Annotated in this window: 21 protein-coding genes; 13 read left to right on the top strand and 8 right to left on the bottom strand. The window is 71.1% G+C overall.

Annotation, left to right across the window (positions count from 1 at the left end; all coding sequences use genetic code 11):
- Positions 1 to 97: 97 nt before the first annotated feature.
- Entirely contained in the window at positions 98 to 2,254 is a 2,157-nt protein-coding gene (locus ACZ4V1_RS04675) for a hypothetical protein (RefSeq protein WP_468329324.1), read from the top strand.
- Positions 2,255 to 2,855: 601 nt separating this feature from the next.
- On the opposite strand, the gene ACZ4V1_RS04670 is transcribed toward ACZ4V1_RS04675, so the two are convergent.
- Positions 2,856 to 3,551: a hypothetical protein gene (locus tag ACZ4V1_RS04670; RefSeq protein ID WP_468329321.1), complete on the bottom strand. Its 696-nt coding sequence runs from the start codon at positions 3,549 to 3,551 to the stop codon at positions 2,856 to 2,858.
- Positions 3,552 to 3,647: 96 nt separating this feature from the next.
- A complete protein-coding gene (locus tag ACZ4V1_RS04665) occupies positions 3,648 to 3,794 on the bottom strand; it encodes a hypothetical protein (protein WP_468329318.1) in 147 nt (48 codons plus the stop codon).
- A gap of 543 nt (positions 3,795 to 4,337) precedes the next feature.
- On the opposite strand from ACZ4V1_RS04665, the gene ACZ4V1_RS04660 reads away from it, so the two are divergent.
- The 7 genes from ACZ4V1_RS04660 (at position 4,338) to ACZ4V1_RS04630 (ending at position 9,654) form a co-directional block, all read left to right on the top strand.
- A complete protein-coding gene (locus tag ACZ4V1_RS04660) occupies positions 4,338 to 4,997 on the top strand; it encodes a hypothetical protein (protein ID WP_468329315.1) in 660 nt (219 codons plus the stop codon).
- A gap of 14 nt (positions 4,998 to 5,011) precedes the next feature.
- Entirely contained in the window at positions 5,012 to 6,016 is a 1,005-nt protein-coding gene (locus ACZ4V1_RS04655; protein WP_468329312.1) for a hypothetical protein, read from the top strand.
- A gap of 264 nt (positions 6,017 to 6,280) precedes the next feature.
- Entirely contained in the window at positions 6,281 to 6,580 is a 300-nt protein-coding gene (locus ACZ4V1_RS04650; RefSeq protein WP_386312774.1) for a hypothetical protein, read from the top strand.
- A 31-nt stretch (positions 6,581 to 6,611) separates the two neighbouring features.
- Positions 6,612 to 7,940 (top strand): hypothetical protein, encoded by a 1,329-nt coding sequence (locus ACZ4V1_RS04645; RefSeq protein ID WP_468329307.1) that lies wholly within the window; start codon positions 6,612 to 6,614, stop codon positions 7,938 to 7,940.
- Between the two features lie 9 nt (positions 7,941 to 7,949).
- Positions 7,950 to 8,363 carry a hypothetical protein gene (locus tag ACZ4V1_RS04640; protein WP_468329305.1) on the top strand — a complete coding sequence of 138 codons (414 nt, stop codon included), beginning with the start codon at positions 7,950 to 7,952 and terminating at the stop codon, positions 8,361 to 8,363.
- Positions 8,350 to 8,982: a hypothetical protein gene (locus tag ACZ4V1_RS04635; RefSeq protein WP_468329302.1), complete on the top strand. Its 633-nt coding sequence runs from the start codon at positions 8,350 to 8,352 to the stop codon at positions 8,980 to 8,982. The genes ACZ4V1_RS04640 and ACZ4V1_RS04635 overlap by 14 nt, the downstream gene beginning before the upstream one ends.
- A gap of 39 nt (positions 8,983 to 9,021) precedes the next feature.
- On the top strand, positions 9,022 to 9,654 hold the full coding sequence (locus ACZ4V1_RS04630) for a hypothetical protein (RefSeq protein ID WP_468329299.1): 633 nt from the start codon (positions 9,022 to 9,024) through the stop codon (positions 9,652 to 9,654).
- Positions 9,655 to 10,357: 703 nt separating this feature from the next.
- Here ACZ4V1_RS04630 and ACZ4V1_RS04625 read toward each other — a convergent pair.
- Positions 10,358 to 10,657, bottom strand: coding sequence for a WXG100 family type VII secretion target (locus ACZ4V1_RS04625; protein WP_310871863.1), 300 nt, complete (start codon positions 10,655 to 10,657; stop codon positions 10,358 to 10,360).
- 294 nt (positions 10,658 to 10,951) lie between these two features.
- On the opposite strand from ACZ4V1_RS04625, the gene ACZ4V1_RS04620 reads away from it, so the two are divergent.
- Complete coding sequence (locus ACZ4V1_RS04620; protein WP_468329295.1) at positions 10,952 to 15,523, top strand: FtsK/SpoIIIE domain-containing protein; 4,572 nt, start codon at positions 10,952 to 10,954, stop codon at positions 15,521 to 15,523.
- 9 nt (positions 15,524 to 15,532) lie between these two features.
- Here the strand turns inward: ACZ4V1_RS04620 and ACZ4V1_RS04615 are convergent, their stop codons facing one another.
- Both ACZ4V1_RS04615 and ACZ4V1_RS04610 read right to left on the bottom strand, forming a co-directional pair.
- Positions 15,533 to 17,338 carry a serine/threonine-protein kinase gene (locus ACZ4V1_RS04615; RefSeq protein ID WP_468329292.1) on the bottom strand — a complete coding sequence of 602 codons (1,806 nt, stop codon included), beginning with the start codon at positions 17,336 to 17,338 and terminating at the stop codon, positions 15,533 to 15,535.
- Positions 17,339 to 17,413: 75 nt separating this feature from the next.
- Positions 17,414 to 18,262, bottom strand: coding sequence for a menaquinone biosynthetic enzyme MqnA/MqnD family protein (locus tag ACZ4V1_RS04610; RefSeq protein WP_468329289.1), 849 nt, complete (start codon positions 18,260 to 18,262; stop codon positions 17,414 to 17,416).
- 290 nt (positions 18,263 to 18,552) lie between these two features.
- Between ACZ4V1_RS04610 and ACZ4V1_RS04605 the strand changes: the two genes are divergently transcribed.
- Both ACZ4V1_RS04605 and ACZ4V1_RS04600 read left to right on the top strand, forming a co-directional pair.
- Positions 18,553 to 18,756 (top strand): cold-shock protein, encoded by a 204-nt coding sequence (locus ACZ4V1_RS04605; RefSeq protein WP_003974443.1) that lies wholly within the window; start codon positions 18,553 to 18,555, stop codon positions 18,754 to 18,756.
- A 122-nt stretch (positions 18,757 to 18,878) separates the two neighbouring features.
- A complete protein-coding gene (locus ACZ4V1_RS04600) occupies positions 18,879 to 19,523 on the top strand; it encodes a class I SAM-dependent DNA methyltransferase (protein ID WP_468329286.1) in 645 nt (214 codons plus the stop codon).
- A 78-nt stretch (positions 19,524 to 19,601) separates the two neighbouring features.
- On the opposite strand, the gene ACZ4V1_RS04595 is transcribed toward ACZ4V1_RS04600, so the two are convergent.
- Together ACZ4V1_RS04595 and ACZ4V1_RS04590 are read right to left on the bottom strand one after the other, a co-directional pair.
- A complete protein-coding gene (locus tag ACZ4V1_RS04595; protein ID WP_468329283.1) occupies positions 19,602 to 21,530 on the bottom strand; it encodes an AMP-dependent synthetase/ligase in 1,929 nt (642 codons plus the stop codon).
- Between the two features lie 348 nt (positions 21,531 to 21,878).
- Entirely contained in the window at positions 21,879 to 23,165 is a 1,287-nt protein-coding gene (locus ACZ4V1_RS04590; protein WP_468329280.1) for an acetyl-CoA C-acetyltransferase, read from the bottom strand.
- A gap of 98 nt (positions 23,166 to 23,263) precedes the next feature.
- On the opposite strand from ACZ4V1_RS04590, the gene ACZ4V1_RS04585 reads away from it, so the two are divergent.
- Positions 23,264 to 24,559, top strand: coding sequence for a 3-oxoacyl-ACP reductase (locus ACZ4V1_RS04585; protein WP_468329277.1), 1,296 nt, complete (start codon positions 23,264 to 23,266; stop codon positions 24,557 to 24,559).
- A complete protein-coding gene (locus tag ACZ4V1_RS04580; RefSeq protein ID WP_468329274.1) occupies positions 24,559 to 25,437 on the top strand; it encodes a MaoC/PaaZ C-terminal domain-containing protein in 879 nt (292 codons plus the stop codon). The genes ACZ4V1_RS04585 and ACZ4V1_RS04580 overlap by 1 nt, the downstream gene beginning before the upstream one ends.
- Here the strand turns inward: ACZ4V1_RS04580 and ACZ4V1_RS04575 are convergent.
- Complete coding sequence (locus ACZ4V1_RS04575) at positions 25,425 to 26,159, bottom strand: TetR/AcrR family transcriptional regulator (protein WP_468329270.1); 735 nt, start codon at positions 26,157 to 26,159, stop codon at positions 25,425 to 25,427. The two genes, ACZ4V1_RS04580 and ACZ4V1_RS04575, sit on opposite strands and share 13 nt — an antisense overlap.
- Positions 26,160 to 26,204 lie beyond the last annotated feature (45 nt).

Raw genomic sequence — 26,204 nt, 5'->3', positions numbered from 1 at the left:
GCGAAGCCGACACTAGAGTGCCGCGAGCGAGAAAGACGGGGATCAGGCACCGGGGACACGGGACCGGAAGACGGGGGATGCGCGGGTGACAACGCTCATGACGGACGACGTGACGGAGTGCGTGACGGACGCCATGACGGACGAACGGCCACCGACCGACCGCACCGCCCCCGGGGTCGTCCGCCTGCTTCTCACCCTCTGCGGTCTCACCGCCCTGTTCCTCGCCGCCTCGGCCCTGGCGCCCGCCCCGGCCCGGGCCGCCGAGCCCTCGGCCGACCAGACCTCGGCGGACCGGCCCGCCACCCAGGCGGCCTACCTGGCCGACCGCCTCCGCGAGAGCCCGGTGCACGTCACCGACCAGCTCCCCCGCGAGATCCCGCGTTCCATGGCCCCCGACTTCGCCCGGCTCACCGAGCGCACCGGCGTACCGACGTACGTGCTGGTCCTGCCCAGCCAGAGCGCCTCCGACGACGGCCTGCTGAGCGCGGTGCACGACCGGCTCGGGCGGGACGGGCTGTACGTGCGCCTAAACGAGTCGGGAGTGACGGAGGCCGCGGCCTACGGGGTGCACGCCCCGGCCGACGCGGCCGTGACCGTCTCACTCTACGAACTGCCCTACGACGCCGGACCGCTGCGCAGCCTCGAGCGCTTCGTGGACGTCGTGGCACAGGGCGCCGAGAAGGCGACGGCGAGGGCGGAGGCCGCACTCGAGAAGTACCGGGGGGACGATGAGCCCGCGGAGCTTTACATCGGCCCGACCGACCGCCGCAACCAGTCCTTCCTCACGGGCATCCTGCTCACCGGCGTACCTCTGACGATCCTGCTGCTGGTCCCGTGCGTACGGCGGGTGCTGCGCCGGTTCCCCGGGGCCGCGCCGCGCCGTCGACCGGCCTCCGGCCGCCCGGCCTGGCGCCGTTTCCTCTTTCCCGGCCTCGCACTCATCACGGCGGCCACTGTCGCCGTCACCGCCCCGCTCGTCTTCGACCAGACGAGGAGCGGCGCCGCTCCCCCGCCGACCAGTGCCGACCTGACAGCACGCGTCGAGCGGGTCGCGACGGGCCTGGCCGGGGACCCGGTCTACGTCGATCCGGAGAGCCCCCGGGTTCTGGATTCGGCCCAGTTGACCAGCCTCCACGACCGCATCGAGCGGTTCGCGCGTGCGGAGGGCGGCGGCCCTGTCTTCGTCTCCGTCGTCCCGCACCTGCCGGAGGACGAGTCCGCCGGCGACCCGGAACTGTTCGCAGCCGCGGTACGGGCGGAACTGGACGGAAAGGACGGCGTGTACGTCGTCGCCGATCCGCTGAGCGGCTACATCGACGTCTTCAATCACGGCCTGCGCCTGGACAGTTACCGCCTCCTCTACGACATCCCCGAATCCATCACCTACGGGAACGACAAGGCGGACGAGGCCGAAGACCACCTCATGGGCGAGCGTCTCGACGCCTTCATGACGTATCTCGACAAGGCGCCGCGCACCGAGGAACCGACCAGTTCCGGCGAACCCGCCCGCGCGGCCGACGCCGAGGCCGAGGACACGCTCCCGCCGCTCTTCGCCACCGACTTCTGGCCGGGCCTGTTCGTCGGCGCCGTGGCGGCCCTGACGCTGCTCGCGCTGGTGACGGGCGCCCTGGCCATCGTCGGCACGGTGCTGCGCCGACGCAGTCCGGCACCGCTGCCGACACAGGTGCTGCCGATGGTGTCCCCGACGGAGCCGTCGGAGGCGTACCTGCGCCGCACGGCACGTACCGAGCTCCGGGCGGCGGCACGCGCGTTCACGTCCACCGCCGACGCGGGCGAGCCCGCCCCGCCGTCCCGGACGGGCCCCGCCGGCAACCGTTTCGACGCCGCGATGCTCCTCGTCGGCGGCGACGTCGACGGCCTGCGCCGACCCGGCACGGACCCGGCGACCCTCCTCGCGGTCGTCGTCCTCGCCCGTGCGGCCCGCGCGGCACTCGACGGCGACGCCAACGAGCGTTGCTGCGGCGTGAACCCGCTGCACGGTCCCGCGGCCGGCCGCCGCCACGTACGGGTCTCCGCCGAGGGCAACGCCCGGCGCATGCTGTCGCTCTGCCCGCTTTGCCTCGACGCTGCCGTGGCCGCGCCCCGCGAGCTGCGCGAGCAGTGGCTGACACTGCCCGGCCCGGCGGGCCCCCGGGTGCCGTACGAGGAGCCGGAGGGCAGCCCGCTCTCGGCACTCGGCGACGGCATCTCCCGGATGGCAGACAGGGTGAGGGAGTCGGCGCATGTCCACTGAGGAGGGGGCGTTCGCCTGAGACCCGACAGGCCCAGGCCTACCTACCGCTGCCGGGCGGCGCGGCTCTTCCCCTTGCCCTTCTTGCGCAGCTTCCGCAGCCGCTCCCGCTCCCGCTCCCGAGCGTTGCGCTCGGCCACAGCGGCACTGCGCCACCGGTAACAGAGCCAACCCAGGAGGACCACACAGCCGACGTACGCGAGCAACGCCGGACCGGCCCCCGGAACGTAGGCACAACCCGATTCGTACGAGCGGCAGTTCTTGCCCCGCAGGCCACTGAATAGGAACGCGACCGGCCCGATCGCGGCCACCCAGCAGACACCACGGGCAACCGTACGAGCCACACGCGGCAGCCTGCCAGTGCGTACTGCGGAAGAACACTGGAGCCGGTCCGACACGGCGCCGGCCCACCCGAGCACGCTGACCAGTCCGAGAGCACCGCCCACTGCCCAGGACCCTCCGGACAGGTCGTAGAAGACGGGAGCACTCTCGCGCGCGAACCACCTCGTGCTCCCGACGGCATAGACAAGCGTGGCTCCGGCGATCACGACGAACAGCAGAAGCCCGACCCCGTCCCGCGCCCGAAACGGAACGTCGCGTGCCTTCACCCGCGTCGCCCCACTCTCGGCCGGCCCTCGTCATACTCCCGGTCCCACCTGTTCTGACGTACACCACCCCACGTGCCCATCACGACGGCCGCCCCGAAGAGCGTCGTGAGGAGTCCTCCGTACGAGCCGCCGTCCCGGTCTTCGGTCGGACTGGCGAGACCTTCCGGGTCGTAGCGCACGCGCAGCTTGTCGCCCTTCGACACCCAGTCTTCGCAGCCGTCACCCTCCGAGAGCGAGGGGGATATCGCCCGCCCGTCGACCGAGCGCAGGTCGCAGTGGTTCGTTCCGCTGTCGTCCATGCGTACGACCACTGCGTCGGTCCACTCACCCCGGTCCGCCAGGGCGGCCCGATCACCAGCGCTCGTGCCGAACACCCCCATGGCCACCCCGGCGATCAGGGGCACGGCGAGCTGCCACGCGACCCTCCTCTTCTTGCGCGGCACCCGCCGCAACAAGAACACCGGAACCAGCAGCGACGCCAGTGGGAGCACCAGGACGGCGAGGAGGAGCCCTATGCCCCGCAGCAGAGACGGGAGCGGCACCACGGGCCCCAGCCAGGAAAGCCCCAGCGAACCGCCGGCGCATACCAGACTGAACAGCAGCCACCGGGCCCAATCCGCCCGCCACCACACGCCCGTACCGCCCCGCTCCGGCCGAACAGTAGCCCCGGCCCCGGATATGTCGTCTGCCACGTGGCCCCTCGCCCCTCAGTCGCACCGCGCGCGTCCGGGGGCCCACCCTAACGAGCACGACGTCGCGGCAATTGCCAGCGGGAACAGAGGCGTCAGTCAGAGATCACGCTCGACCCGCTTCGCGCCTCGGAAGGCCCCCGTGTCGATCTCAATCCGCTCCCCGGTGGCCAGCGTGAAGCAGACCGGCTCGCCGTACGGGATCTCGACGACTCGCCCATACCCCGAGGCGTACGGCTCCGACATCAAGGTGACCGAACCCGGATCCGTGACCAAGGACGGCAGCGCGGGAAACGTCACGTCCGCCGATGTCAGCTGGGACCCGCCCCCGCGAGATCCACAAGCACCTGATGGAACTGCCCCGCCTCGGCAGCACCGACGCCCAGCCCCCCAGCCTCGCCGGCGACTGAACGACGGCGACAACACTGTGCAGTGTCACCCTCGCGGACCTGTTCGACACCGTCATGAGCACCTTCCGCTGGACCTACGCCTGAAGGCCCCCTCCGCCGCACCCCCCGAAGAAGCGGTTGGCCCTGGTGTCGGATTTGCTCCCATCGAAGTGAGTTCTCCTCCGTCGGCCCGCTTCCCCCCTATCCCTGTCCCGGACAGAGCTCACCGTCTCCTGAACCGTCACCGATCGGGACACGGACAGGACACGACCACTCCCCCGAGCGCACGGTGCGCCCGGCATTGTCCGTGTTTTCGCGGAAGTTCGCTCTGGCGAAACCAGTAACCCCACCACTACCGTCAGATCCCTTGACCGAATCTTTGTCTCACGGGGAGCCCACTGTGAAGCGCCGTTCTTTGCCCGTTGCCACCGCGCTAGCTGCAACGGCAGCGCTGCTCCTCACCGCCTGCGGCGGCGGGGACGGCAAGTCCGAGGAGAACGACAAGATCGCTGGTGCGGACACGGACAAGTCGACAGAGCCGGCTTCGCCGGACAAGAGCACTCCTCCCGGACCGGCCGACCGGCCGAAGATCACGTTCCCCAAGGGCGTGGAGAACAAGTTCGAGAACTGGGAGACGGGCGAGCCCACCGAGGACGCGGTGCTCGCCGACGTGGCCCAGACCGTGAACGCGGTCGACGACGCCATCCTCCGGGGCAACGCGGACTCGGCGACCGTCGCGTACTACCGCCAGGGCGACGCCCTGGTAAGTGCCCAGAAGTGGATCCAGGCCTGGCTGGACGAGGGCCTCACCTGGACAGGCGTCACCCGGTACTTCAAGCCCGACATCAAGGTGGCCGACAAGGACACGGCCGCGGTCGTGTACTGCGCCGACGAGAGCAAGGCGTACAACAAGAACCGCGAGACCGGCAAGGTGGACAAGACGCCCTCCGACGAGAGTCCGTACGTCACTTACAGCACGCAGTTGAAGAAGAACGACAAGGGCGTCTGGCAGACCACGGAAGTGCAGTCGAAGAGGGGGGACAAGACGTGCGCGCCCTGACCCGAGGCATAGCCGTGACGAGCGCTCTCGTCACGGCGTTGGCACTGGCCGCCGGAACCGCGCAGGCGAAGGGGCCTGGCGCCTCCGAGTCCGAGATCGACACCGAGGGCACCAGATCCGGTGGCGACCTGGTCTCCAGGATCACCTACACCACCACTTCCCCGGGCGGCGGGGACACCGGCGGCAACGTCACCCCCGTCGGCGACTGGACGCCGCCTGCCTGTTGGTACGAGCCCCGCTCGGCCAAGGAGTTCTCGCAGTACGTGGAGGACATGTACAGCGAGACGGTGAACACGCCGGGCCAGCACAGCTACGCCAAGACCTCCGTTGGCATGTTCCGGGAAAAGTACAAGGAGGGCGAGTACGAGAACTACAACCTGGACGTGAAGGACGAGGGCAACTGGTGGGTCGCCGTCCAGGACGAGGACCGCTGGATGGAGCCCGAGGCACAGCTCTGCGACGAGGAGCCCTTCTGGGTCGAGAACGGGGATGCTCCGCCGGTCGAGAACGCCGTGACGCCGGAGGTACTCGCCGAACTCGCCTACAACCGCGTCCGCTTGCCGACCACCGAGGTGTCGCTCGCCCCCGCCGAAACCACCAAGGTGAACCTCCCGACCTGGGCGTGGCTGGACCAGGCCACGTTCAAGGAGGTGTCGGTCACGGCGTCGCTCGACGTCGGCGGCGTGAACATCCAGGCCACCACCACCGCCACCCCCGTCTCGCTCAAGCTGGAGCCGGGCACACCGGACGCCGAGACCTACCCCGCCTCCGGCGAGTGCACGATCAACGATGACGATTCGATCGGGGAACCGTACGCCAAGGGCAAGGCGGACCAGAACCCGCCCTGCGGCATCAAGTACCTCCGCTCCTCGGGAGACGGCACCTTCAAGCTCCAGGCCACGGTCACCTGGGACGTCACCTGGACAGGCAGCGGCGGCGCCGGCGGCGATCTGCCCGACGGGACCTTCGGCAACGACCAGGCGGTCACCGTCCAGGAGATCCAGGCGGTCAATCGCTGATGAGAGCCGCAGGCCTCGCGAAGACCGCGAAGACGAGACTCGGAGTTGAGGCCGGCTGCCCCGCCTGGTGCCGGCTGAGTAGAATCCCGGATCCGCCCCGGGAAGTGCGCAAGGCTGTGGGCAGAACGCCCGTACGTTACTCGCTGCCTTGAGAACTTTGTGGCGTGGCTCCTGAGCTCCCAAGAGCGCGCCCGGGACCGGGACGACGAGAAGCGGAAGATGGCCATCACGGCCGCATGATCAAACACGGGGGAAGAGAACTGCATGGGTGAGCCGGACCTGACGGTCGACTACGACTTCCTCGCAGACTGCGAGCGCAAGCTCGGCCAGCTCAAGAAGACCTTCGAGGACATCGAGAACCGCCGGGACGACATGAAGGAGCACTGGGGCTCCGGTGCCGTGGCCGGAGCCATGGAGAAGTTCGTCGACAACTGGGACGACTACCGCACCAGGCTCGTCGAGTCCATCGAATCGGTCGGCAAGCTCGTGGCCGGCAGCAAGAAGGCGTTCGAGGATCTCGACGACGAGCTGGCCAAGGCGAACAAGAAGAAGCAGAAGAAGTGACGCCATGACACCGACATCCAAGCGCCGTCCGGTGGACTGGCAGCCGCTGTGCGAATCAGATCCCGTCCCCGGCGATCCGGAAGAGATCCGCGCCGAGGTCAAGCACATGATCTCGGTGGCCAAGAAGCTCCGGGACCAGGCCAAGAACCTCAAGGCGATCAGCGACGACGAGACCCTCAAGGGCAAGTACGTAAAGACCCTGCGCGACGAGTCCTCCACGCTGGAGAAGCACATGCGGGAGGTGGCCGGACGATACGAGCGTGTTCACGGCCATCTGACCAAGTGGTCGAACGAGCTGGAGGACTTCCAGGGCGACGCCGACAAGCTCCTGCGCCAGGCCAAGGAGAAGCAGGAGGAGGTCGAGGCCGACAAGGCCAAGAAGGCCGCCTCGGAGGACAAGGACGTCCCGCAGACGTCCCCCAGCGGCACCAGCCCCGCCGACGACCCCATCCAGCCGTACCGAATCACCCTGCACACCCTCACCGGCAACCGGAGCACTCGCGCCAACCACTACGCCGGGAAGATCCGCGACGAGATCGAAGATGTCATCGAAGACTCGTGGTGGGACGACGTCAAGGGCTGGGCCCATGAGAATGCGAATGGGATCAAGGCCTTCATCGATGCTCTCGGCTGGGTCGCGACGGTGGCAGGCTTCCTGGCACTCGCCATTCCCGGCTTGAACCTTCTTGTCCTTGGCATCGCGGCGCTCACGATCGGACTCAGACTCCTGCTGGTGGCATCCGGCGACGCCACCTGGACGGATGTCATCTTCGACGTCGTGGGTGGACTGCTCGTCGTGGGTGGCCTCGGGGCCGCCGCTAAGCTCGCCAGCGGCGCCAAAGCCACCGTGGGCGCCGCTCAGGCCGCCCGGACCGCCGGCCTGAGCCGAGGGCTCAGGGGCGTCAAGGGCATCCTGGACGACACGGGGCGGATGATGACCAAAATGCCGGCAGGTCCGGGGCGGCAGGCCCTCGGGGCGGCCCGTAACGCGATGCGCAAATCCATCTCCCAGAACGTCGGCCTGGTCGCCAAGAATCCGCTGAGGGTCAGCCCGTTGTCGACACTGGTGCACCTCGGCGACAAGGAGATGGCCGGCATGGCGAAGATGCTGCAGGCGAACAAGGCTGCCTTCCCGGAGGCCGCGGGAGCCGCGGCGGACAAGGCTTACAAGTCCTACCAGGTCGGTCTCGGCATCGCCTGGACCGGCATGGGGATGGACGTCATGGACAAGGCGCTGGGAAAGAGCGACCTGACAAGCTGGACCAAGGAGCAGTTCGGAACCGGCGAGAAGCCGTACAACGCGGCGTACTCGGACTGGAAGGACAACACTCTGAAGCCCGCCCCCGACACCCACTGGTAAGGAATGATCTTGGACCTGAACTCGGCGCAACGCATTGCCGAGGCCGAAGCCGCCCGCACGGGGCTCGGCACCGGCCCCAACCGGCGGCTCCGGCTGACGCTGATCATCGGAATGCCACTGTTCCTGCCGGTATTGGGCATCATGATCCTGGTGCCGAAGTCGCTCATGAACGACGTGCTCTACGTCTTTGAGGCCGGGATCATCGGTTGCCTCCTGCACTACGTCTGGGTCTTCGCGAAGTATCCCCGGTACGCGGGCCGCCCGCCCTACCTCACCCGGGATCTCGCCATGGGCGGCGGCTTCTTCCTGCCCTCGCTGTTCTTCGGTTTCTGGCCGGGCATGATCGCCGCTCCGGCGTGGGCGCTCTTCGTAGGCGTCGCCTATGCCGTGGAAGTGGCGCGGGGGCGAAATGAGCACCGCTGAGCACCGCCCGTCCCCGAACGGTTTCAACCTGGTGCCGCCGCCCGGCTGGGACGTGATTCCGCTACGCACGGGCACCAAGGAAGCGATGGACCGTGTGGTCCGCAAGGCCGTCGCACAGCTGCCCGTCGCCTTTCCCAAGGACGACATTCCGAAGGCCCGGCTGAAGCTCACCCAGGAGATGAAGAAGGTCGTCCGCCGAGCCAGCGCCAAAGGGGGTATGACCCTCTATCTCCCCACCGAACGCCTCCACGGCATCGCGCTGCCCGTCTCGATCGTGGCTTCGGAGCCGATCGAGATTCCGCGGGTGCGGCCCGACAGCGGCCCGGAAGCGGTTCTGGCCGCGCTCGCCTCCGTGTCTCCCGGCGCCGAGGCGCGGGAGCTCGACGACACCGCGGTCCTGCGCTCGGAGCGGGACGTACCCGCCGACGCGGCCCAGGGCGTCGAGGTCGCTCACCGCCGCGTCGAGTACTTCGTTCCGGTCCCGAACAGTGTTCCCGACCAGTACGTCACCTTCTCCTTCAGCGCCCTGGTCACGCCCGGATCGGATCCCGCCTTCCACGACGCCCTCGTGGAGTTGTTCGATGCCGTGATGGGCACCTTCCGCTGGAGCTACGCCTGAGGCTCCCTTCCGCCGTGCCCCCGAAGAAAGAGACCACTCATGTCCGAAGGCACCCTGTGGAGCACCGACCTTGGCGCCCCGCTCCACATCGACACGGATGCCAACCCAGACCTCTGGGGCTACCTTCACCTCCAGATCGACAAGAAGAACTTCAAGGAATGGCTGGAGCTGCACCTGACCGGCCTGGCCGCCATCCACGACATCGAACTCACCCGCAAACTCCGTCGCTTCCACAAGACCTTCTACGAGCAGACGATCGTCACGCTCCGGGACAAACTCCAGGTCGACGAGGCGTTCATCTACCACCCCGTTCCGCTCACCTACATGCCCCTGGTGATGCACGCCACCCGCTTCCACTGCGAAGCCCCTGACGCGGCCTCCTGCGAGGGCATCACCGCGCTCACCGTGCCGCACCCGGACATCCCCGAGTGGCAGCAACGAACCGGCAGCGTTGCTTTCACATCTCCGCACCTGGGCCCGGACGGGATCCGCGTCACCCGCTCCTACCCGGCGGACAGCACCATCATGATGACCTCGGTGACGTACCACTGGCACACCTCGCCCGGCCTCCCCGACGTCCTTCTCCGCACGCACCACGACGACCCGGAAATGATTGCCGCAGCCATGGAGCCCATGGACGCCTTCGCGCGAACGCTTCGGCTCCCCATGTGAGGCGCTCCATTGACCGGCGCCGCCTGGGGGGGATGCAAGCGGTGAGCTGACTCCGACCTCGAAGGTTCTCGCCGGGCGGACCTGGTGCGGGCCTCAGGGAGAGTGGCAACAGCCACGTGCGTCGAGTATGTACCGTATTGCCCGCGGCCAGCCGCCGGCCTTGCAGGTGCTCGTCAACGGAAGCTCCACCACATCCGCAGGAGCACACCTCCTGCCGCCATGAGTCCTCCGCCCTCCTGCCGCCATGAGTCCTCCGCCGACGATGAGAAGCCTGTAGCCGGCATCAGGACGGACTGGCGGAGACGCAGCCCGAGGCAGCCGACACTGCCAGGCCGTCCAGTTGGGACGCCGGGCCTTCCCCTACGGGTGCCCTGGCGGTCGACGGCGGAGCGCTGCGCCTGCGGGGTACGGACGGGGCGGCTCTCGACGTTCCGCTCGGCGAAGTGGAGGGTGTGATCCCTGCCCCCAGCGGCGTGGCGTGGGCCGCGGACTCGGTGGACGTCCTCCTCGCTCAGGAGAGGCGATCGAGTTCCGGTCTCCGCGGGCGGGGTCCATCGTCGACACACTTGCCGGTGCCGGTGCCGGTGTGCAGGTGCTGGGGCCCTGAGTCGCGTATTGGCTCACGGTTGAGGCCTACCGACTCCGGTGCGGCGAAGCACGCGTCGTGCCTCGCCACACCGGCGTACAACGCTTCAGGCGAACGTCACTTCCGCGCTTGCTTCGCCAGTTCCTCGTCGATCTGCTCGAACTTGTCGGCGGCCATGGTCAGGTAGTCGCCCATGCCGTCGAGGCCGTCGAGGGTGGTCTTGGCGCCCTTGGTGAACTCGTCGAAGTTCTCGTCGAAGGCCTTCGAGGAGGACTTCGTGACGTAGCCCGACTCGACCAGGTTGGCGATGTACTTGCGGAGGCCGTCGAGCTTCTCCTGGAGCTTTTCCTTCTCCTTCACGACATGCTTGGCCGCATCCCGCATGTCCTGGTATGTGATGTCAAGGTCTTTGGCCATGAAGCCGCTTCCTCTCACAACGCCGCAGGGCCAACCCCCGTGGCTCCTTGTTTGCGGACCGGACCGGCGCACCGGTCGAACCGGTCGCATGTGTCGCATGAGACGACCGGTGTGATCTTCCGCTCTTGAGGCAGCAGCTTACGGGGGCGGCTTGTGGTGTCACATCCCTGCGTTGCCTTCGGGAACGTTCGGTCACCTCCCTGTTGCCGCACCGCGACACGCAGCGGATATCGTCGCTTGCACTGTGAGCCGTGTCGCGGAAGCGGCCGCGGGGGCCGTTTGGGGAGGACAAGCGTGCGACTGAGCCTGACCGTCGTCGACCCGTTCGGCGGGGGCACCGCCGACGTCGTGCTCGATGCCGATCCCGAGTCCACCGTGGGGGACATCGCCGAGGAGCTGGCCAAGCAGGTCGGCGTCGCGGGTGCGCAGGTCATTCCCATCGGGCATCAGCGGCAGGGGGGCGCGGGCAACGCGCCGATCGTCTACGTCGACGGGTATCCCGTCGATCCCTCGGCCACGGTCATCGGGTCGCCCCTTCGCGAAGGGGCGGTCGTCTCGCTCCAGGATCCGTCGGGGTGCCTGCCCGGGGAGCCCAGCGGGCTGGTCGAGTTGCGTGTGGTCGGCGGGCCGGGCGCCGGGTTCGTGCACCGGCTCGGCGTGGGGAAGTACGACATCGGCAGCGGGGCGGCGTCGTACGTCCGTATCGACGATCCCGAGGTCGACGCGCGTGCCCTCACCCTCTCCGTGGCCACCGACGGCACCTGCAAGGTCGCCGTGCACGCCGACGAGGAGGGGGTCACCCTCGACGGTGAGCCGGTGAAGGACCGGGACGGTGACGACTGGCCGCTCGGTGCGCAGATAGCGGTGGGGAACTCGCTCGTCGAACTCGCCCGGTACTCGCCGCCCAACGCCGCCCTCAAGTGGTCCGAGGACGGCATCGGGCTGGACTACAACCGGCCGCCTCGGCTGCGTCCGCCGGAGCGGCAGACGAATTTCCGGCTGCCGTCGCCGCCCCGCGAGTACGAACCCCGGCCGCTGCCCTGGCTGATGGCGTTCACGCCGATCGTCGGCGCCGTCGTGGCCGTGGCGATCTTCGGGCGCTGGTACTACCTGATCATGGCGGGACTCAGTCCCATCCTGCTCTTCGCCAACTACTTCAACGACAAGAAGCACGGGCGCAAGTCCCACGCCAAGCAGGTCAAGGAGTACGAGGAGCAGAAGGCGCGGATCGAGAAGGACGCGCAGGACGCGCTCGTCACCGAGCGGAACGACCGGCGGCACGCCATCCCCGATCCGGCGGTCGTGCTGTCGGTGGGGACGGGGCCTCGGACGCGGTTGTGGGAGCGGCGGCGGACGGACCGTGATCATCTGCTGCTGAGGGTCGGTACGGGGCGACTGCCCTCCGAGGTCGTGCTCGACGATCCCGAGCAGGACGACCACCGCCGGCAGGTCACCTGGAAGATCGAGGACGCTCCCGTCGCGCTCTCCCTGCGCGGCCTCGGGGTCATCGGCATCGCGGGGCCCGGGGACTCCGCCCGGTCGCTGGGGCGTTGGGCCGTCGCGCAGACCGCCGCGCTGCACAGCCCGATGGACGTGCAGTTCTACGTGCTGAGCGAGAACTCCGCGCAGGCCGAGTGGGACTGGGTGCGCTGGCTGCCGCACTCCCGGCCCTCCGGCGGCCAGGACGTCAACATCCTCATCGGCACCGACGCCGAGACCGTCGGCGCCCGCATCGGCGAGCTGACGCAGATCCTCGACGCGCGCAAGAAGGCCGCCCAGCAGAAGGGTGGCAGCGGGCAGGCGTCGACGTTCAGCGATCCGGACATCGTCGTGGTGTGGGACGGGTCGCGGCGGCTGCGGTCCCTGCCGGGGGTCGTACGGCTGCTGCGCGAGGGGCCGTCCGTGTCCATGTACGCCCTCTGCCTCGACGCCGAGGAGCGGTTCCTGCCCGGTGAGTGCCAGGCGTTCGTCGTCGCCGAGCCCAAGACCGAGGAGACCGGGCGCGAGAACGACGAGCAGCGGCAGGCGCAGCCGGTCGCCGGTGGGTTTCCGTCCTTCCAGGCCTGGCACACCGGCGCCGCCGCCCAGCCCGAACAGCGGGCCCGGACCGAGAAGCTGCGGCTCAGGGTCGAGGAGGCGGGTGCCGAGCGCATCGCGGACGTGCGGCCCGACTTCGTCACGCCCGCCTGGTGTCTGCGGCTCACGCGGTCGCTGTCCGCGCTGCGGGACATCAGCGGCGAGACCGAGGACTCCGCGCTGCCCGGCTCCAGCCGGCTCCTCGACGTGCTGCAACTGGAGCCGCCGACGGCCGACGCGATCAGCGCGCGCTGGCGGATGGGCGGACAGTCGACGATGGCCGTCATCGGTGAGTCGTACGACGGCCCCTTCGGCATCGACATGCGCAAGGACGGACCGCACGGGCTCATCGCCGGTACGACCGGATCCGGCAAGTCCGAACTGTTGCAGACGATCGTCGCCGCGCTGGCCGTCGCGAACACGCCCGAGAACATGACGTTCGTCCTCGTCGACTACAAGGGCGGGTCCGCGTTCAAGGACTGCGTGAAGCTGCCGCACACCGTCGGCATGGTCACCGACCTCGACGCCCATCTCGTCGAGCGTGCCCTGGAGTCGCTGGGCGCCGAGCTGAAGCGGCGCGAGCACATCCTCGCCGCCGCCGACGCCAAGGACATCGAGGACTATCAGGACCTCGTCAAACGAGACCCCTCGCACGCTCCCGTGCCGCGGCTGCTCATCGTCATCGACGAGTTCGCGTCCATGGTGCGGGACCTGCCCGATTTCGTCACCGGCCTGGTGAACATCGCCCAGCGAGGGCGCTCCCTCGGCATTCACCTGCTGCTCGCCACGCAGCGGCCGAGCGGTGTCGTCTCGCCCGAGATCCGCGCCAACACCAACCTCCGTATCGCGCTGCGCGTGACCGACGGGGGCGAGTCGAGCGACGTCATCGACTCCCCGGAGGCCGGGCACATCTCCAAGAGCACCCCGGGCCGCGCCTATGTGCGGCTGGGTCACTCCTCCCTCGTTCCCTTCCAGTCGGGGCGGGTGGGAGGCCGTCGGCCGGGCGCCGCGGACCCGGCCGCGCTCGCGCCCTGGGTCGGGCCGCTGAGCTGGGAGGACCTGGGCCGGGCGGCGCTGGCCAAGCCGAAGACCGAGTCCCGCGAGGACGACGAGATCACCGACCTCAAGGTGCTGGTCGACGCGGTGCGTGACGCCAACCGGTCGCTCGGCATCCCCGCGCAGCACAGCCCCTGGCTGCCGGCACTCGACGAGACGCTGCTGCTGGACGAGATCGAGGCCCCGGCCCTCGCCGGCACCGCCCCGGGCAAGCTGCCGCCGGCCCCGTTCGGCATCGAGGACCTGCCCTCCGACCAGGCGCGCCGCCCGGTCGTCGTCGACTTCGCGAGCTTCGGCCACCTGATGATCGGCGGCGCCCCGCGCAGCGGCCGGTCCCAGGTGCTGCGCACCATCGCGGGTTCACTGGCCCGTACGCACTCCGTCGCCGACGTGCACCTGTACGGCATCGACTGCGGCAACGGCGCCCTCAACGCGCTGACCCGGCTGCCGCACTGCGGCGCGGTCGTCGGCCGCAACCAGACCGAGCGGGTGGTGCGGCTCGTCAACCGGCTCAAGGGCGAGCTGTCCCGGCGGCAGGACCTGCTGGCCGACAAGGGCTTCGCCGACATCGGTGAGCAGCGGGCGGCGGTGGCGGAGGACGAGCGGCTGCCGCACATCGTCGTACTGCTGGACCGCTGGGAGGGCTGGGTGCCCACCCTCGGCGAGGTCGACCACGGCTCGCTAACCGACGAGTTGCAGACGATGATGCGGGAGGGTGCCAGCGTCGGCATCCACCTGGTGCTCACCGGTGACCGCACGCTCCTCGTCGGGCGTATCGCGACGCTCACCGAGGACAAGTACGGCCTGCGTCTCGCCGACCGCAGCGACTTCTCCTCGCTCGGCATCCCGGCCCGCAAGGTGCCCGAGGAGATCCCGCCGGGCCGCGCCTTCCGCAACGAGGCCGGTACGGAGACGCAGTTCGCGCTGCTCGCCGAGGACACCACCGGTCAGGGACAGGCGGCGGCGATCACCGCGATCGGTGAGGCGGCCGCGGCCCGGGACGCGGAGGTGCCGCGCGCCCGGCGGCCGTTCCGCGTCGACAGCCTGCCCAGCCGTATCTCCTTCACCGAGGCGTGGGAGCTGCGTGACCCGGAGGCGTCCCGTTCCAAGCTGTGGGCGATGGTCGGTATCGGCGGCGACGAGATCGTCGGCTTCGGCCCCGATCTCGCGGAGGGTGTGCCGGCGTTCGTCATCGCGGGGCCGGCCAAGTCGGGCCGCTCCACGGTGCTGATGAACGTCGCGAACTCCTTCCTCGCCCAGGGCACCCGCCTCGTCGTCGCGGCGCCCCGCCAGTCGCCGTTGCGTCGACTGGACGGTGTGGAGGGTGTGCTGAAGGTCTTCACCGGGGACGACATCGACGAGGACGAGTTCGAGGAGCTCATCGACCAGGCGAGCCTGGAGGAGCCGATCGCCGTCCTCGTGGACGACGGCGAGATCCTCGAGGACTGCGACGCCGAGAGCCAGATGAAGAAGATCGTCTCCCGGGGCGCCGAACGCGGTCTCGCGCTCGTCATCGCCGGTGACGAGGAGGACGTGTGCAGCGGCTTCTCCGGCTGGCAGGTCGACGCCAAGAAGGCCCGCCGCGGCATCCTGCTCTGTCCGCAGGAGTCCTCCAGCGGGGACCTCATCGGCCTGCGCGTCTCCCGCGGGATGGTCGGTGGCCAGGTCGCGCCGGGCAAGGGCATGCTGCACCTCGGGGACGGTGAGCTGCGTACGGTCGTGGTGCCGGGGTGAGGGCGGCGGCTACTCGACCTTGGACAACCGCGCCTTCGGCCGCCCCGAGTCCTCGCTGTCGGACTCGTAGCGGAGGTCGTCGCCGACGGGCGTGAGGCGGACGGTGTGGAGGGCCTGGTTGCAGACGTCGCGGTTGCCCTCGGCTCCCACGGCGCTCGTGACGATCTGCTTTTCCGTCACCTTCTTCAGGGTCAGTACGTCGTCGCAGGTGCCGCCGAAGATGTCGGTGTGGCGCAGGGTGCCCAGTTTGTCGCCGACCGCGGCCTCGCGGACGGTGAGGCGGAAGGTGCCGAGGGGCAGGTTGCCCTCGACGGCGACGGCCTGGCCCTCCCAGGTGCCGACGTAGCGCTCGGGGACGGCGCGGGGGGCGGCGGGCGTCTGGGTGGCGGTGTCCCGACCGCCCGAACTGTTCTTGCCGCCCTCGCCCGGCAGCAGGTCCAGGACGAACACCGACCCGACCGTCACCGCCGCCAGTGCTCCCGCCACCGCGAGCGCCACGGTGCAGCTGAGCCGCCGGCCGCGTCCGCCGACGCCGCGCGTGGAGGTCGCCGCGACGGACAGGGCCAACTTGCCCGGCGAGGGGGCACCGTCCCTCGGTCCCCGGGCCGGGGGATCGCCGTCCCTCGGCCCGGGGAGGGGCGTGACCGGCGCGGGCATCACCGGCGGGGGCCCGAAGGCGCCGGGCGCCACCCCGCCGCCGGAGCCCGCCCCGCCGCGCAAGTCCACCCCGCCACCCGAGCCCGCCCCGCCGCCCGAGTCCGGCGCTCCCACCGACGGCCGGCTGAAGCCCACCGGACCCGACACGGGCCCCGGACCCGACACGGGCCCCGGACCCGACACGGGCCCCGGACCCGACACGGGCCCCGGACCCGACACGGGCCCCGGTCCCGCACCCGCCGACGACTCCGCCGCCTCCAGGTTCAGCAGCTGTACGGCGCTCCGGCTGACCCGCTCCACCAGCGCTCCGGGGAGCCAGCCGCCGGTCACCAGGCGTGCCGCGCCCTCGGGGGCGAGGCGTCGGGCCACTTCCCCGGGGGCCGGCCGGGCCGCCGGGTCCTTGGCCAGGCACGCCGCCACCAGGTCCCGTAGCTCCGTGTTCGGCTCCCCGTCCAGCGCGCCGAGCTGCGGCTCCTCGTGGACGACCTTGTAGAGGAGGGCGGCCGAGGAGTCCCCCGGGAAGGGCGGCGTGCCCGTCGCCGCGAAGGCGAGGACGGCGCCCAGCGAGAAGACATCGGCCGCGCCCGTGACGCCCTTGCCGAGGATCTGCTCGGGGGACATGTAGCCGGGCGAACCGATCGAGACGCCCGTCGAGGTCAGGGAGGCGGTGCCTTCCGTGGCGCGGGCGATGCCGAAGTCGATCAGGAGGGGGCCGTCGAGGGTGAGGAGGACGTTGGACGGCTTCACGTCCCGGTGGACGAGGCCCAGCTCGTGCACCGCGGCCAGCGCCTCGCCGAGACCCGCGCCGAGCGCCCGTACCGAGTGGGCCGGCAGCGGGCCGCCGTCCGCGACGGCCGCCGTCAGGGACGGGCCGGCGGCGTAAGCGGTGGCGACCCAGGGCACGCGGGCCTCGGGGTCCGCGTCCAGTACGGGCGCGGTCCAGGCGCCGCCCACCCGCCGCGCGGCGGCCACCTCGCGCCGGAACCGGGTCCGGAACTCCTCGTCGAGCGCGAAGTGCGGGTGCACGATCTTCACGGCGACCGTGCGGCCGCCGGCGCTGCGGCCGAGGTAGACCCGGCCCATACCGCCGGAGCCCAGCCGGCCGAGCAGCCGGTAGGGCCCCACGACGGTGGGTTCGTCGATGTCGAGCGGCCGCATGGCGCCCACCCCTCCCCCGTGCACCGGTGCCTGAGAGCAGGGTAGTGGGCCGCCCGCACCGGGGCCCCGGTGGAATCAGGGCTGGAGCAGCTCCACCTTCACGTCGGCCGGGAAGCCGGTGGCCGGGCCCACTCGGCGGGCGAACTCGGTGACCGCCTCCAGCTGCGGGGTGCCGAAGCGGAAGTCGAGGGTGGTGAAGTACTTCGCGAGGGTCTCCTCGTCGAAGGCCTCCCAGCGGGCCGCCTGCTCGGCGACCTTGCCGACCTCCTCCAGGGAGAGGTTGCGGGAGGCGAGGAAGGCCTCGTGGACCTTGCGGGTGATGACCGGCTCGCGCTCCGCGTAGTCGCGCCGGGCCGCCCAGACCGCGAAGACGAACGGCAGGCCCGTCCACTCCTTCCACAACGCGCCCAGGTCGTGCACCTGGAGGCCGTAGCGCGGGCCGTCGATCATGTTCGCGCGCAGGGCCGCGTCGCCGATGAGGACGGCCGCGTCGGCCTCCTGCATCATCAGGCTCAGGTCGGGCGGGCAGGTGTAGTAGTCGGGCGTGACGCCGTAGCGGTCGGCCAGCAGGAGCTGGGCGAGGCGGACGGAGGTGCGCGAGGTGGAGCCGAGGGCGACGCGGGCGCCGTCCAGTTTCTCCAGCGGGACCTGCGAGACGATCACGCACGACATCACCGGGCCGTCGCAGCCGACGGCGATGTCGGGGAAGGCGACGAGATCGTCGGCGTTCTTGAGGAATTCGACCAGGGTGACGGGACCGATGTCGAGATCGCCCCGCACCAGCTGCTCGCTGAGCTTCTCCGGGGTGTCCTTCGTCAGCTCGAAGTCGAGGAGCGTGCCTGTTCTCGCGAGCCCCCAGTACAGGGGCAGGCAGTTCAGGAACTGGATGTGGCCGACGCGCGGCCGGGTGCGAGAATTGTCCACATCGCGAGGCTAGCCCTCCCCCGCTGTCCACCCGCCGCCGACCCCGGCGTCAGCCGAACGGCGGAGGCGTTCAAACATTCGGGTGAAGTGATCTTGGCCTCTGTTGCGCGCGGGTGCCTGCGTGCTAGGCTCACAGCAAGTTGCAGTTTGGTTTCCCTTGCAGTACAGAGCCTGCGGAGCATGTGACCGCGGGCTCTCGTCGTTCTCAGACGTATGCAGTTGTGCAGCATTCCAGTCTTCACACTTGCTGGTTCTGGAGCAGGGCAACCCTTTGGGCCCAAGGAGGGCTTATGGCTACCGGAACCGTGAAGTGGTTCAACGCCGAAAAGGGCTTTGGTTTCATCGCCCAGGAAGGCGGCGGCCCGGACGTCTTCGTCCACTACTCCGCGATCAACGCTCAGGGATTCCGTTCCCTCGAGGAGAACCAGCAGGTGTCCTTCGACGTCACGCAGGGTCCGAAGGGCCCGCAGGCGGAGAATGTCACTCCTGTCTGATTGACAGCAGTACCCAAGGAGCCCCGCGCCGGTTTCGGCGACGGGGCTCCTGCCCTTTCCGCGTTCCCGGTGAATGTTCCTGGTGAATCCCGTTGTCGGTGTCGGCCACTAGGGTCCCGGCCATGGCCCACGACACCGGTTTCCTGGACACCACCCGGACCTTCTACGACACCATCGCCGAGGACTACGCGGACCACTTCCGCTCCGCGGGCGCCGGCACCCCGCTGGACCGGGCGCTGATGAGCGCCTTCGCCGAGCTGGTGGGGACGGAGGGAGAGGTGGCCGACCTCGGCTGCGGGCCCGGCCGGGTCACCGCGCACCTCGCCTCGCTCGGCCTGCGGGTCTTCGGCCTCGACCTCTCCGCCTCGATGCTCGCGGTCGCCCGCCGCGAGAACCCGGGCCTGCGGTTCGAGCACGGCTCCATGCTGGAGCTCGACCTGCCCGACGGCTCCCTCGCGGGCGCCGTCTCCTGGTACTCGTCGATCCACACGCCGTGGCAGCGACTGCCGGACCTCTTCGGCGAGGTGCGGCGCGTGCTGGCCCCGGGCGGGCATCTGCTTCTCGCCTTCCAGGTCGGCGACGAGCCCCACCGCCCCGACCGCCCGTTCGGCCACCCGGTGGCCCTGGACTTCGAACGGCGGCGGCCCGGGCCGATGGCGGAGCTGCTGGAGCAGGCGGGCCTCACCGTGCTGTCGCGGACGGTGCGCGTGCAGGAAGAGGACACCTCCACGAAGGTCCCGCAGGCGTGCCTGATCGCCCGCCGCTGAGACCGGCCGTCCCCTCGCGCCGTCCCCCGCTCCGCCCTCGCCCCGTCCCCCGCTCCGCCCCGCGCCGTCCGCTCCCGCCTACCCCCCGTACAACCCCTCCACGGCTTCCGCGAAGTCCCGCATGATCACGTCCCGCCGGAGCTTCATCGAGGGGGTCAGGTGGCCCTCCCACTCGGTGAAGTCCCTCGGCAGGACGGCGAAGCGGCGGATGGACTCCGGGCGGGAGACGAGCTTGTTGGCCTCGTCGACCGCGCGCTGGAGCACCGCCAGTACCTCTTCGTCGTCGGTCAGCAGCTCCGGCGGCACCGGGTGCTTGCCGTTCATGCGGCGCCAGTGGGTGACCCCGTCGGGGTCGAGGGTGAACAGGGCGGACACGTAGGGGCGGCGGTCGCCCAGGACGACGCACTGGGAGATCAGGGGGTGGGAGCGCAGCCAGTTCTCCAGCGGGGCCGGGGCCACGCTCTTGCCGCCCGCGGTGATCAGCAGCTCCTTCTTGCGGCCGGTGATCGTCAGGTACCCCTCGTCGTCCAGGCTGCCCAGGTCGCCGGTGGCGAACCAGCCGTCCGGCGCGGCCTGGACGACGCCGCCCGCCTGCGGGTCCCAGTAGCCGTGCAGGACCTGGTCGCCGGCGACCAGGATCTCGCCGTCGGCGGCGATCCGGATGCGGGTGCCGGGCAGCGGCCAGCCGACGGTGCCCAGGCGTGGCTTCAGCGGGGGCGTCACCGTCGCGGCGGCCGTGGTCTCGGTGAGCCCGTAGCCCTCGAAGACCTCGATGCCGGCCCCGGCGTAGAAGGCGGCCAGACGGCGGCCGAGCGGGGAGCCGCCGCAGATGACGTATCGGACCCGGCCGCCCATGGCGGCCCGGATCTTGCGGTAGACGAGGGGGTCGTAGAAGGAGCGGGCGGTCTTCAGGGCGCGGCCCGGGCCGCCGCCCGCGCCCGTCTGGCGGGCCTCCCTGGCTTCGCCGTAGCGCACGGCCACCGAGACGGCGCGGTCGAAGACGGCGGCCCGGCCGCCCGACTCCGCCTTGGCGCGGGCGCTGTTGAAGACCTTCTCCAGCATGTACGGGATGGTGAGGAGGCAGGTCGGGCGGAAGGCCGCCAGGTCCGGGAGCAGGTCCTCCGGTTTCAGGCTCGGCGCGTGGCCGAGGCGGACCCGGGCGCGGACGCAGGCCACGGCGACCATGCGGCCGAAGACGTGGGACATCGGGAGGAAGAGCAGGATCGAGGGCTCCTCGCCCGTCTTCGCCTTGAAGACGGGGTAGAGCAGCTCGATCGCGTTGTCGACCTCGGCGAAGAAGTTGCCGTGGGTCAGCGCGCAGCCCTTCGGGCGGCCGGTGGTGCCCGAGGTGTAGACGAGGGTGGCGATCGTGCTCGGGCTCAGCATGCCCCGCCGGACCTCCACCTCGGCGTCCGGCACCCGCGCGCCCAGCTCCGCCAGCCGCTCGACGTGTCCCTTCTCCATGACCCACAGGTGCTTGAGGTCGGGGATGCGGTCCAGCTCGGGGCCGAGGGCCGCGGCCTGCGCGGTGGTCTCGGTGACCAGGGTGACGGCGCTGGAGTCCTGGAGGATCCAGCGGGTCTGGAAGAGGGAGGAGGTCGGGTAGACGGGGACCGTGACCAGCCCGGCCGCCCACGCGGCGAAGTCCAGCAGTGTCCACTCGTACGTCGTCCGGGCCATGATCGCGATGCGGTCGCCCGGCGTCAGGCCCTCGGCGATCAGGCCCTTGGCCACGGCCAGCACCTGTTCGGCGAACCCGGCCGCCGTCACGTCGGACCAGTGCCCGTCCGGCGACCTGCGGCTGAGGACCACCTGGCTCCCGACCGCGGCCGCGTTGTCGAAGGGCAGGTCGGCGAGCGAGCCGCGCCGTACCGGCGGGGCGAGGGGCGGTACGTACGCCTCCCGCACGGCCCCGTCCAGCCGCCGCGTCTCGGGCGCCACCAGGGTGGGGCCGGGCGAGTCGGCGTAGGCGGCGGATGCGGCGAAGGAGGGAAGCGGGGTGGACACGGGCGGCTCCTGGGACGTGCAGCGACGAGACCGCTGTGCTGTCACTGCTGTGCTCTGTCACTGCTGTGCTGTCACTGCTGTGCTGTCACTGCTCTGCCGGCGCTGCTCTGCCGGCGCTGCTCGGCCGGCGCTGCTCGGCCGGCGCTGCTTGCCGCGTGACGTGACCGCGTGACGTGACTGCATGACGTACGTGCCTCGCGCGCCGAGGCGTTCATCGCCGGGTTCCGCGGACATGGGCTACCGGCGGTCAGTCCCGGGATCGTACGGGGCCCACGTGGGGAGTTGGTGCGGGTTCCGGGATGGTCCCGCGTCGGGGGTGTGCAGTCTCGGGGGTTACCTGCCAGTAAGTCACGTTCGTTCCAGTATGGCCGTGACGCCCTGGCCGCCCGCCGCGCAGACCGAGATCAGTCCGCGTCCCGGACCCTCCCGCTCGGCGAGCAGCTTGGCCAGCGTCGCCACGATGCGGGCGCCGGTCGCCGCGAAGGGGTGGCCGGTGGCGAGTGAGGACCCGGCCACGTTCAGGCGGGCCCGGTCCACCGGGGTCAGCCCCCGCTTCTCCCAGGCCGCCAGCGTGGCCAGCACCTGGGACGCGAACGCCTCGTGGATCTCGACCAGGTCGAAGTCCTCCATCCCGAGCCCGGCGCGCTCCAGCATGCGCGGGACCGCGTAGGCCGGCGCCATCAGCAGCCCGTCCTCGCCGCCCGCGGCATCGCCGCCGACGAAGTCCACGGCCGCCGTCTCGTACGCCGTCAGGTGGGCGAGGGGCTCCAGTCCGCGAGCCTCGGCCCACTCCTCGCTCGCCAGCAGCACCGTCGCCGCGCCGTCCGTCAGGGGCGTCGAGTTGCCCGCCGTCATCGTGGGGCCGGGGCCGGAGAGGCCGAACACCGGCCTGAGCTCGGCCAGTTTCCCCGCCGTCGAACCGGGACGCAGGTTCTGGTCGCGGGCCAGGCCTCGGAAGGGGATCACCAGGTCCTGGAAGAAGCCGCGTTCGTACGCCTCCGCCAGCCGCCGGTGGCTCGTGGCGGCCAGTTCGTCCTGGGCCTCGCGGGTGACACCCCAGGCCCGGGCGGTGACCGCGGCGTGCTCGCCCATCGACAGGCCGGTGCGCGGTTCGGCGTTGCGCGGGATGTCGGGGACCAGGTGTCCCGGGCGGGCCTTGGCCAGCGCCTTCATCCGGCCGCCGAGGGACTTCGCCCGGCGGGCCTCCAACAGGACGCGGCGCAGGGTGTCGTTGACGCCCAGGGGCGCGTCGCTCGCCGTGTCCGCGCCGCCCGCGACGGCCGACTCGGTCTGGCCGAGGGCGATCTTGTTGGCGGCGGCGATCACGGCCTGGAGGCCGGTGCCGCAGGCCTGCTGGATGTCGTACGCGGGAGTGCGGGGGTCCAGGGCCGAGCCGAGGACCGTCTCGCGGGCGAGGTTGAAGTCACGGCTGTGCTTGAGGACCGCGCCCGCGACGAACTCGCCGACGGCGCCCGGATCCTGGAGGCCGTGGCGCTCGACCAGGCCGTCGAGGGCCGCGGTGAGCATCTCCTGGTTGGAGGCGGTGGCGTAGGGCCCGTCCGAGCGGGCGAAGGGGACGCGTACGCCGCCGATGACCGCGACGCGGCGCGCCGGCTGCGGCGCCAGAGGGCTCATCTCGACCTGCTCCTCAACCGTGACATAGGCTTACCTCCGGTAACCTTACTCGAGAGTAAGCACTTGTGGACACGACAGAGTCGTTGGGGAGACAGGACATGGCCGACCGCTATCTGAGCTTCACCGGCACCGCGCCCGGCCGTTTCCTCACCCGCCGGCTGGGACTGCCGCAGCCCGCCCCCCTCGAACGCCGCTCACTCACCGGCGGCCTGCTCCACCTCACGGCCGGCAAGACGGACCTCGGCCTCGCCCCCGTACTGGCCCGCACGGGGCTCGGCCCGGACGGCACCGGCCGTCCCGCCGCCGTCGTCCTCGACGCCACCGGCGTCCGGGACGTCGACTCGCTCACCGAGGTCCACACCGCACTGCACCCCGTCGTCCGGTCCGTCGCCGCGAGCGGCCGGGTGGTGGTGCTCGGCGCCCCGCTCGACCCGGCCGACCACCATCAGGCCGCCGCCCAGCAGGCACTGGAGGGCTTCACCCGCTCGCTCGGCAAGGAGATCGGGCGGGGCAGGACGGTCAACCTCGTCCGGCTCACCGACGCCGGCGCCGCCGAGTCCACCCTGCGCTTCCTCCTCTCCCCCGCCTCCGCCTACGTCAGCGGCCAGGTCATCGAGGTCGGGGCCGCCCGTACCCCGGCCACCGCCCCCGACGACTGGGGGCTCCCCCTCGCCGGCCGCACCGCGCTGGTCACCGGCGCCGCGCGCGGCATCGGCGCGGCGGTCGCGGAGACGCTGGCCGGGCAGGGCGCCCACGTCGTCGTCCTCGACGTGCCACCGGCCGAGGAGGAGGCACGCAAGGTCGCCGAGCGCCTCGGCGGCTCCGCCCTCGCCCTCGACATCACCGCCGCCGACGCGGGCGAACGCATCGCCGCCGCCCTGCCCGGCGGACTCGACATCCTGATCCACAACGCGGGCATCACCCGAGACCGGCGCCTGGTCAACATGCCCGCCGAACGCTGGAATTCGGTTCTGGACGTCAACCTGGCGAGCGTCCTGCGCACCACGGACGCGCTGCTCGCGGCCGGCACGCTGCACCGGGGCGGCCGGATCGTCGCGACGGCCTCGATCGCGGGCCTCGCCGGGAACTCGGGCCAGACCAACTACGGCGCCAGCAAGGCCGGGATCGTCGGTCTGGTCCGCTCCCTCGCCCCGCGCGCGCTCGCCGGGCACGAGGTGACGGTGAACGCGGTCGCGCCGGGGTTCATCGAGACGAGGATGACCGCGGCGGTCCCACTGCTCATCCGCGAGGCCGGCCGCCGCATGAACTCCCTCGCCCAGGGCGGCCTGCCGGTCGACGTCGCCGAGACCACCGCCTGGCTCGCGCACCCGGCCTCGGGTGCGGTCAACGGCCAGGTCGTACGGGTCTGCGGCCAGAGCCTGCTGGGGGCCTGATGACCGCCACGGCGCCCACGGCGCACACCCTGACCGGCGTCCCCGCCCTCCCGCCGCTGCTCCTGCGCGGCGCCCTTCTCTCCCCCCTCAAACGCCCCCGCCCGGACGCGGAGTTCCCCCGCACCCGGCTGGTCCTGCCCGGCCTGCGCGTGGACCTCGCCCGGCTGGCCGCCTACGAGAGAGTGTGCGGGTTCCCGACCGGGGCGGACGCGCTTCCGGTGACGTATCCGCACGTCCTGGGCTTCCCGGCGGCCATGCGGCTGATGAGCGCCCGGGGCTTCCCACTGCCGCTGCTCGGGCTCGTCCACACGTCGATCGCCATCACCCGGCGGGCCGCCATGCCCGCAACCGCCGAGTACGGACTCACCACGTACGTCGAGGGGCTGGCGCCGCACCGGCGCGGGACCGAGGCCACGGTCGTGACGGAGCTGCGGGCCGGCACGGACCTCGTGTGGGAATCGCGCAGCACCTACCTGGCCAGGCACCGCACGGCCGGCCACGCTCCCGAGGAATCGTCCGCCGCACACCGCGAGGCCCTCCCCGCGCGCGCCGAATGGCGCCTCGCCGGTGACGTCGGACGGCGCTACGGTGCCGCGTCCGGTGACCGCAACCCGATCCACCTGCACCCGCTCACCGCCCGCCTCTTCGGCTTCCCGCGCGCCATCGCGCACGGTATGTGGACCGTGGCCCGGTGCCTCGCCGAGCACGGGACGCCGGACGCGACCGTGGTACGGGCCCGGTTCCGGGCGCCGGTACTGCTGCCGGGGACGGTGACGTACGGGGCCGTGGACGGGGACGGGGACGGGCGGTTCGAGCTGCGCGACGGTGAGGGGCGGCGGCTGCACGTCTCCGGCGAGGTCGGGCCCTACCCGGCCTGAACCGGGGCCGCCTGAACCGCAGACCCGTGCACCGGAGCCGCCTGGACCGGAGCCCCCGGCACCACCGGCTCCGGCTCGGGCTCCTCCGGCGGGGACCAGGGCCGGCCCCGCATCAGGTCGCCCAGGCCCGCCCAGGCGAAGTTCATCAGGGTCGCCGCCGCCTGCTTGGCGGTGACGCCCTCGGTGGCGCCGGCCCAGTCGGCGAGCGACTCCGCGGCGCCGACCAGCGCCTCGGCCAGCCCGGCGACCTCGCCCTCGGGCAGGTGCGGGTCCCGGTGCGCGTCCCGCGCCGCCGCGGCGATCAGCTGCGTCACGAACGCGACGATCTCCTCGCGCATCGCCGCCACCTCGGCCGCGAACCGCTCGCCGTGGGTACGGGCATGAAGGTGCAGCACCCGCCAGGCGTCCGGGTTGCGCGCGGTGTGCGTGAAGAACGCCCGCAGCCCCGACCAGAGTTGCCCGTCGGCGGACAGCCCCGGACGCACACCGGCCCGCACCGCCTCGGTGAGGGCGCGGGCCTCGCGGCGGATGCAGGCGGTGAAGAGGTCGTCCTTCGAGTTCAGGTACAGGTACACCAGCGGCTTGGAGACACCCGCCAGTTCGGCGATCTCGTCCATCGACGCCGCCATGTACCCGCGTTGCCCGAAGACGCTCACGGCGGCGTCCAGCATCTGCTGCTCACGGACCGCACGCGGCATCCGCTTGGTCTTCCCAGCACCCATGCGAATCAGCGTACGGTCCGTGCGGCGGTGATCAGGACGTCAGCG

The sequence above is a fragment of the Streptomyces sp. NPDC028991 genome, from assembly GCF_055564775.1.
Note: the sequence above shows the minus strand (reverse complement) of the source record. Positions and strands in the feature narration are given on the sequence as shown.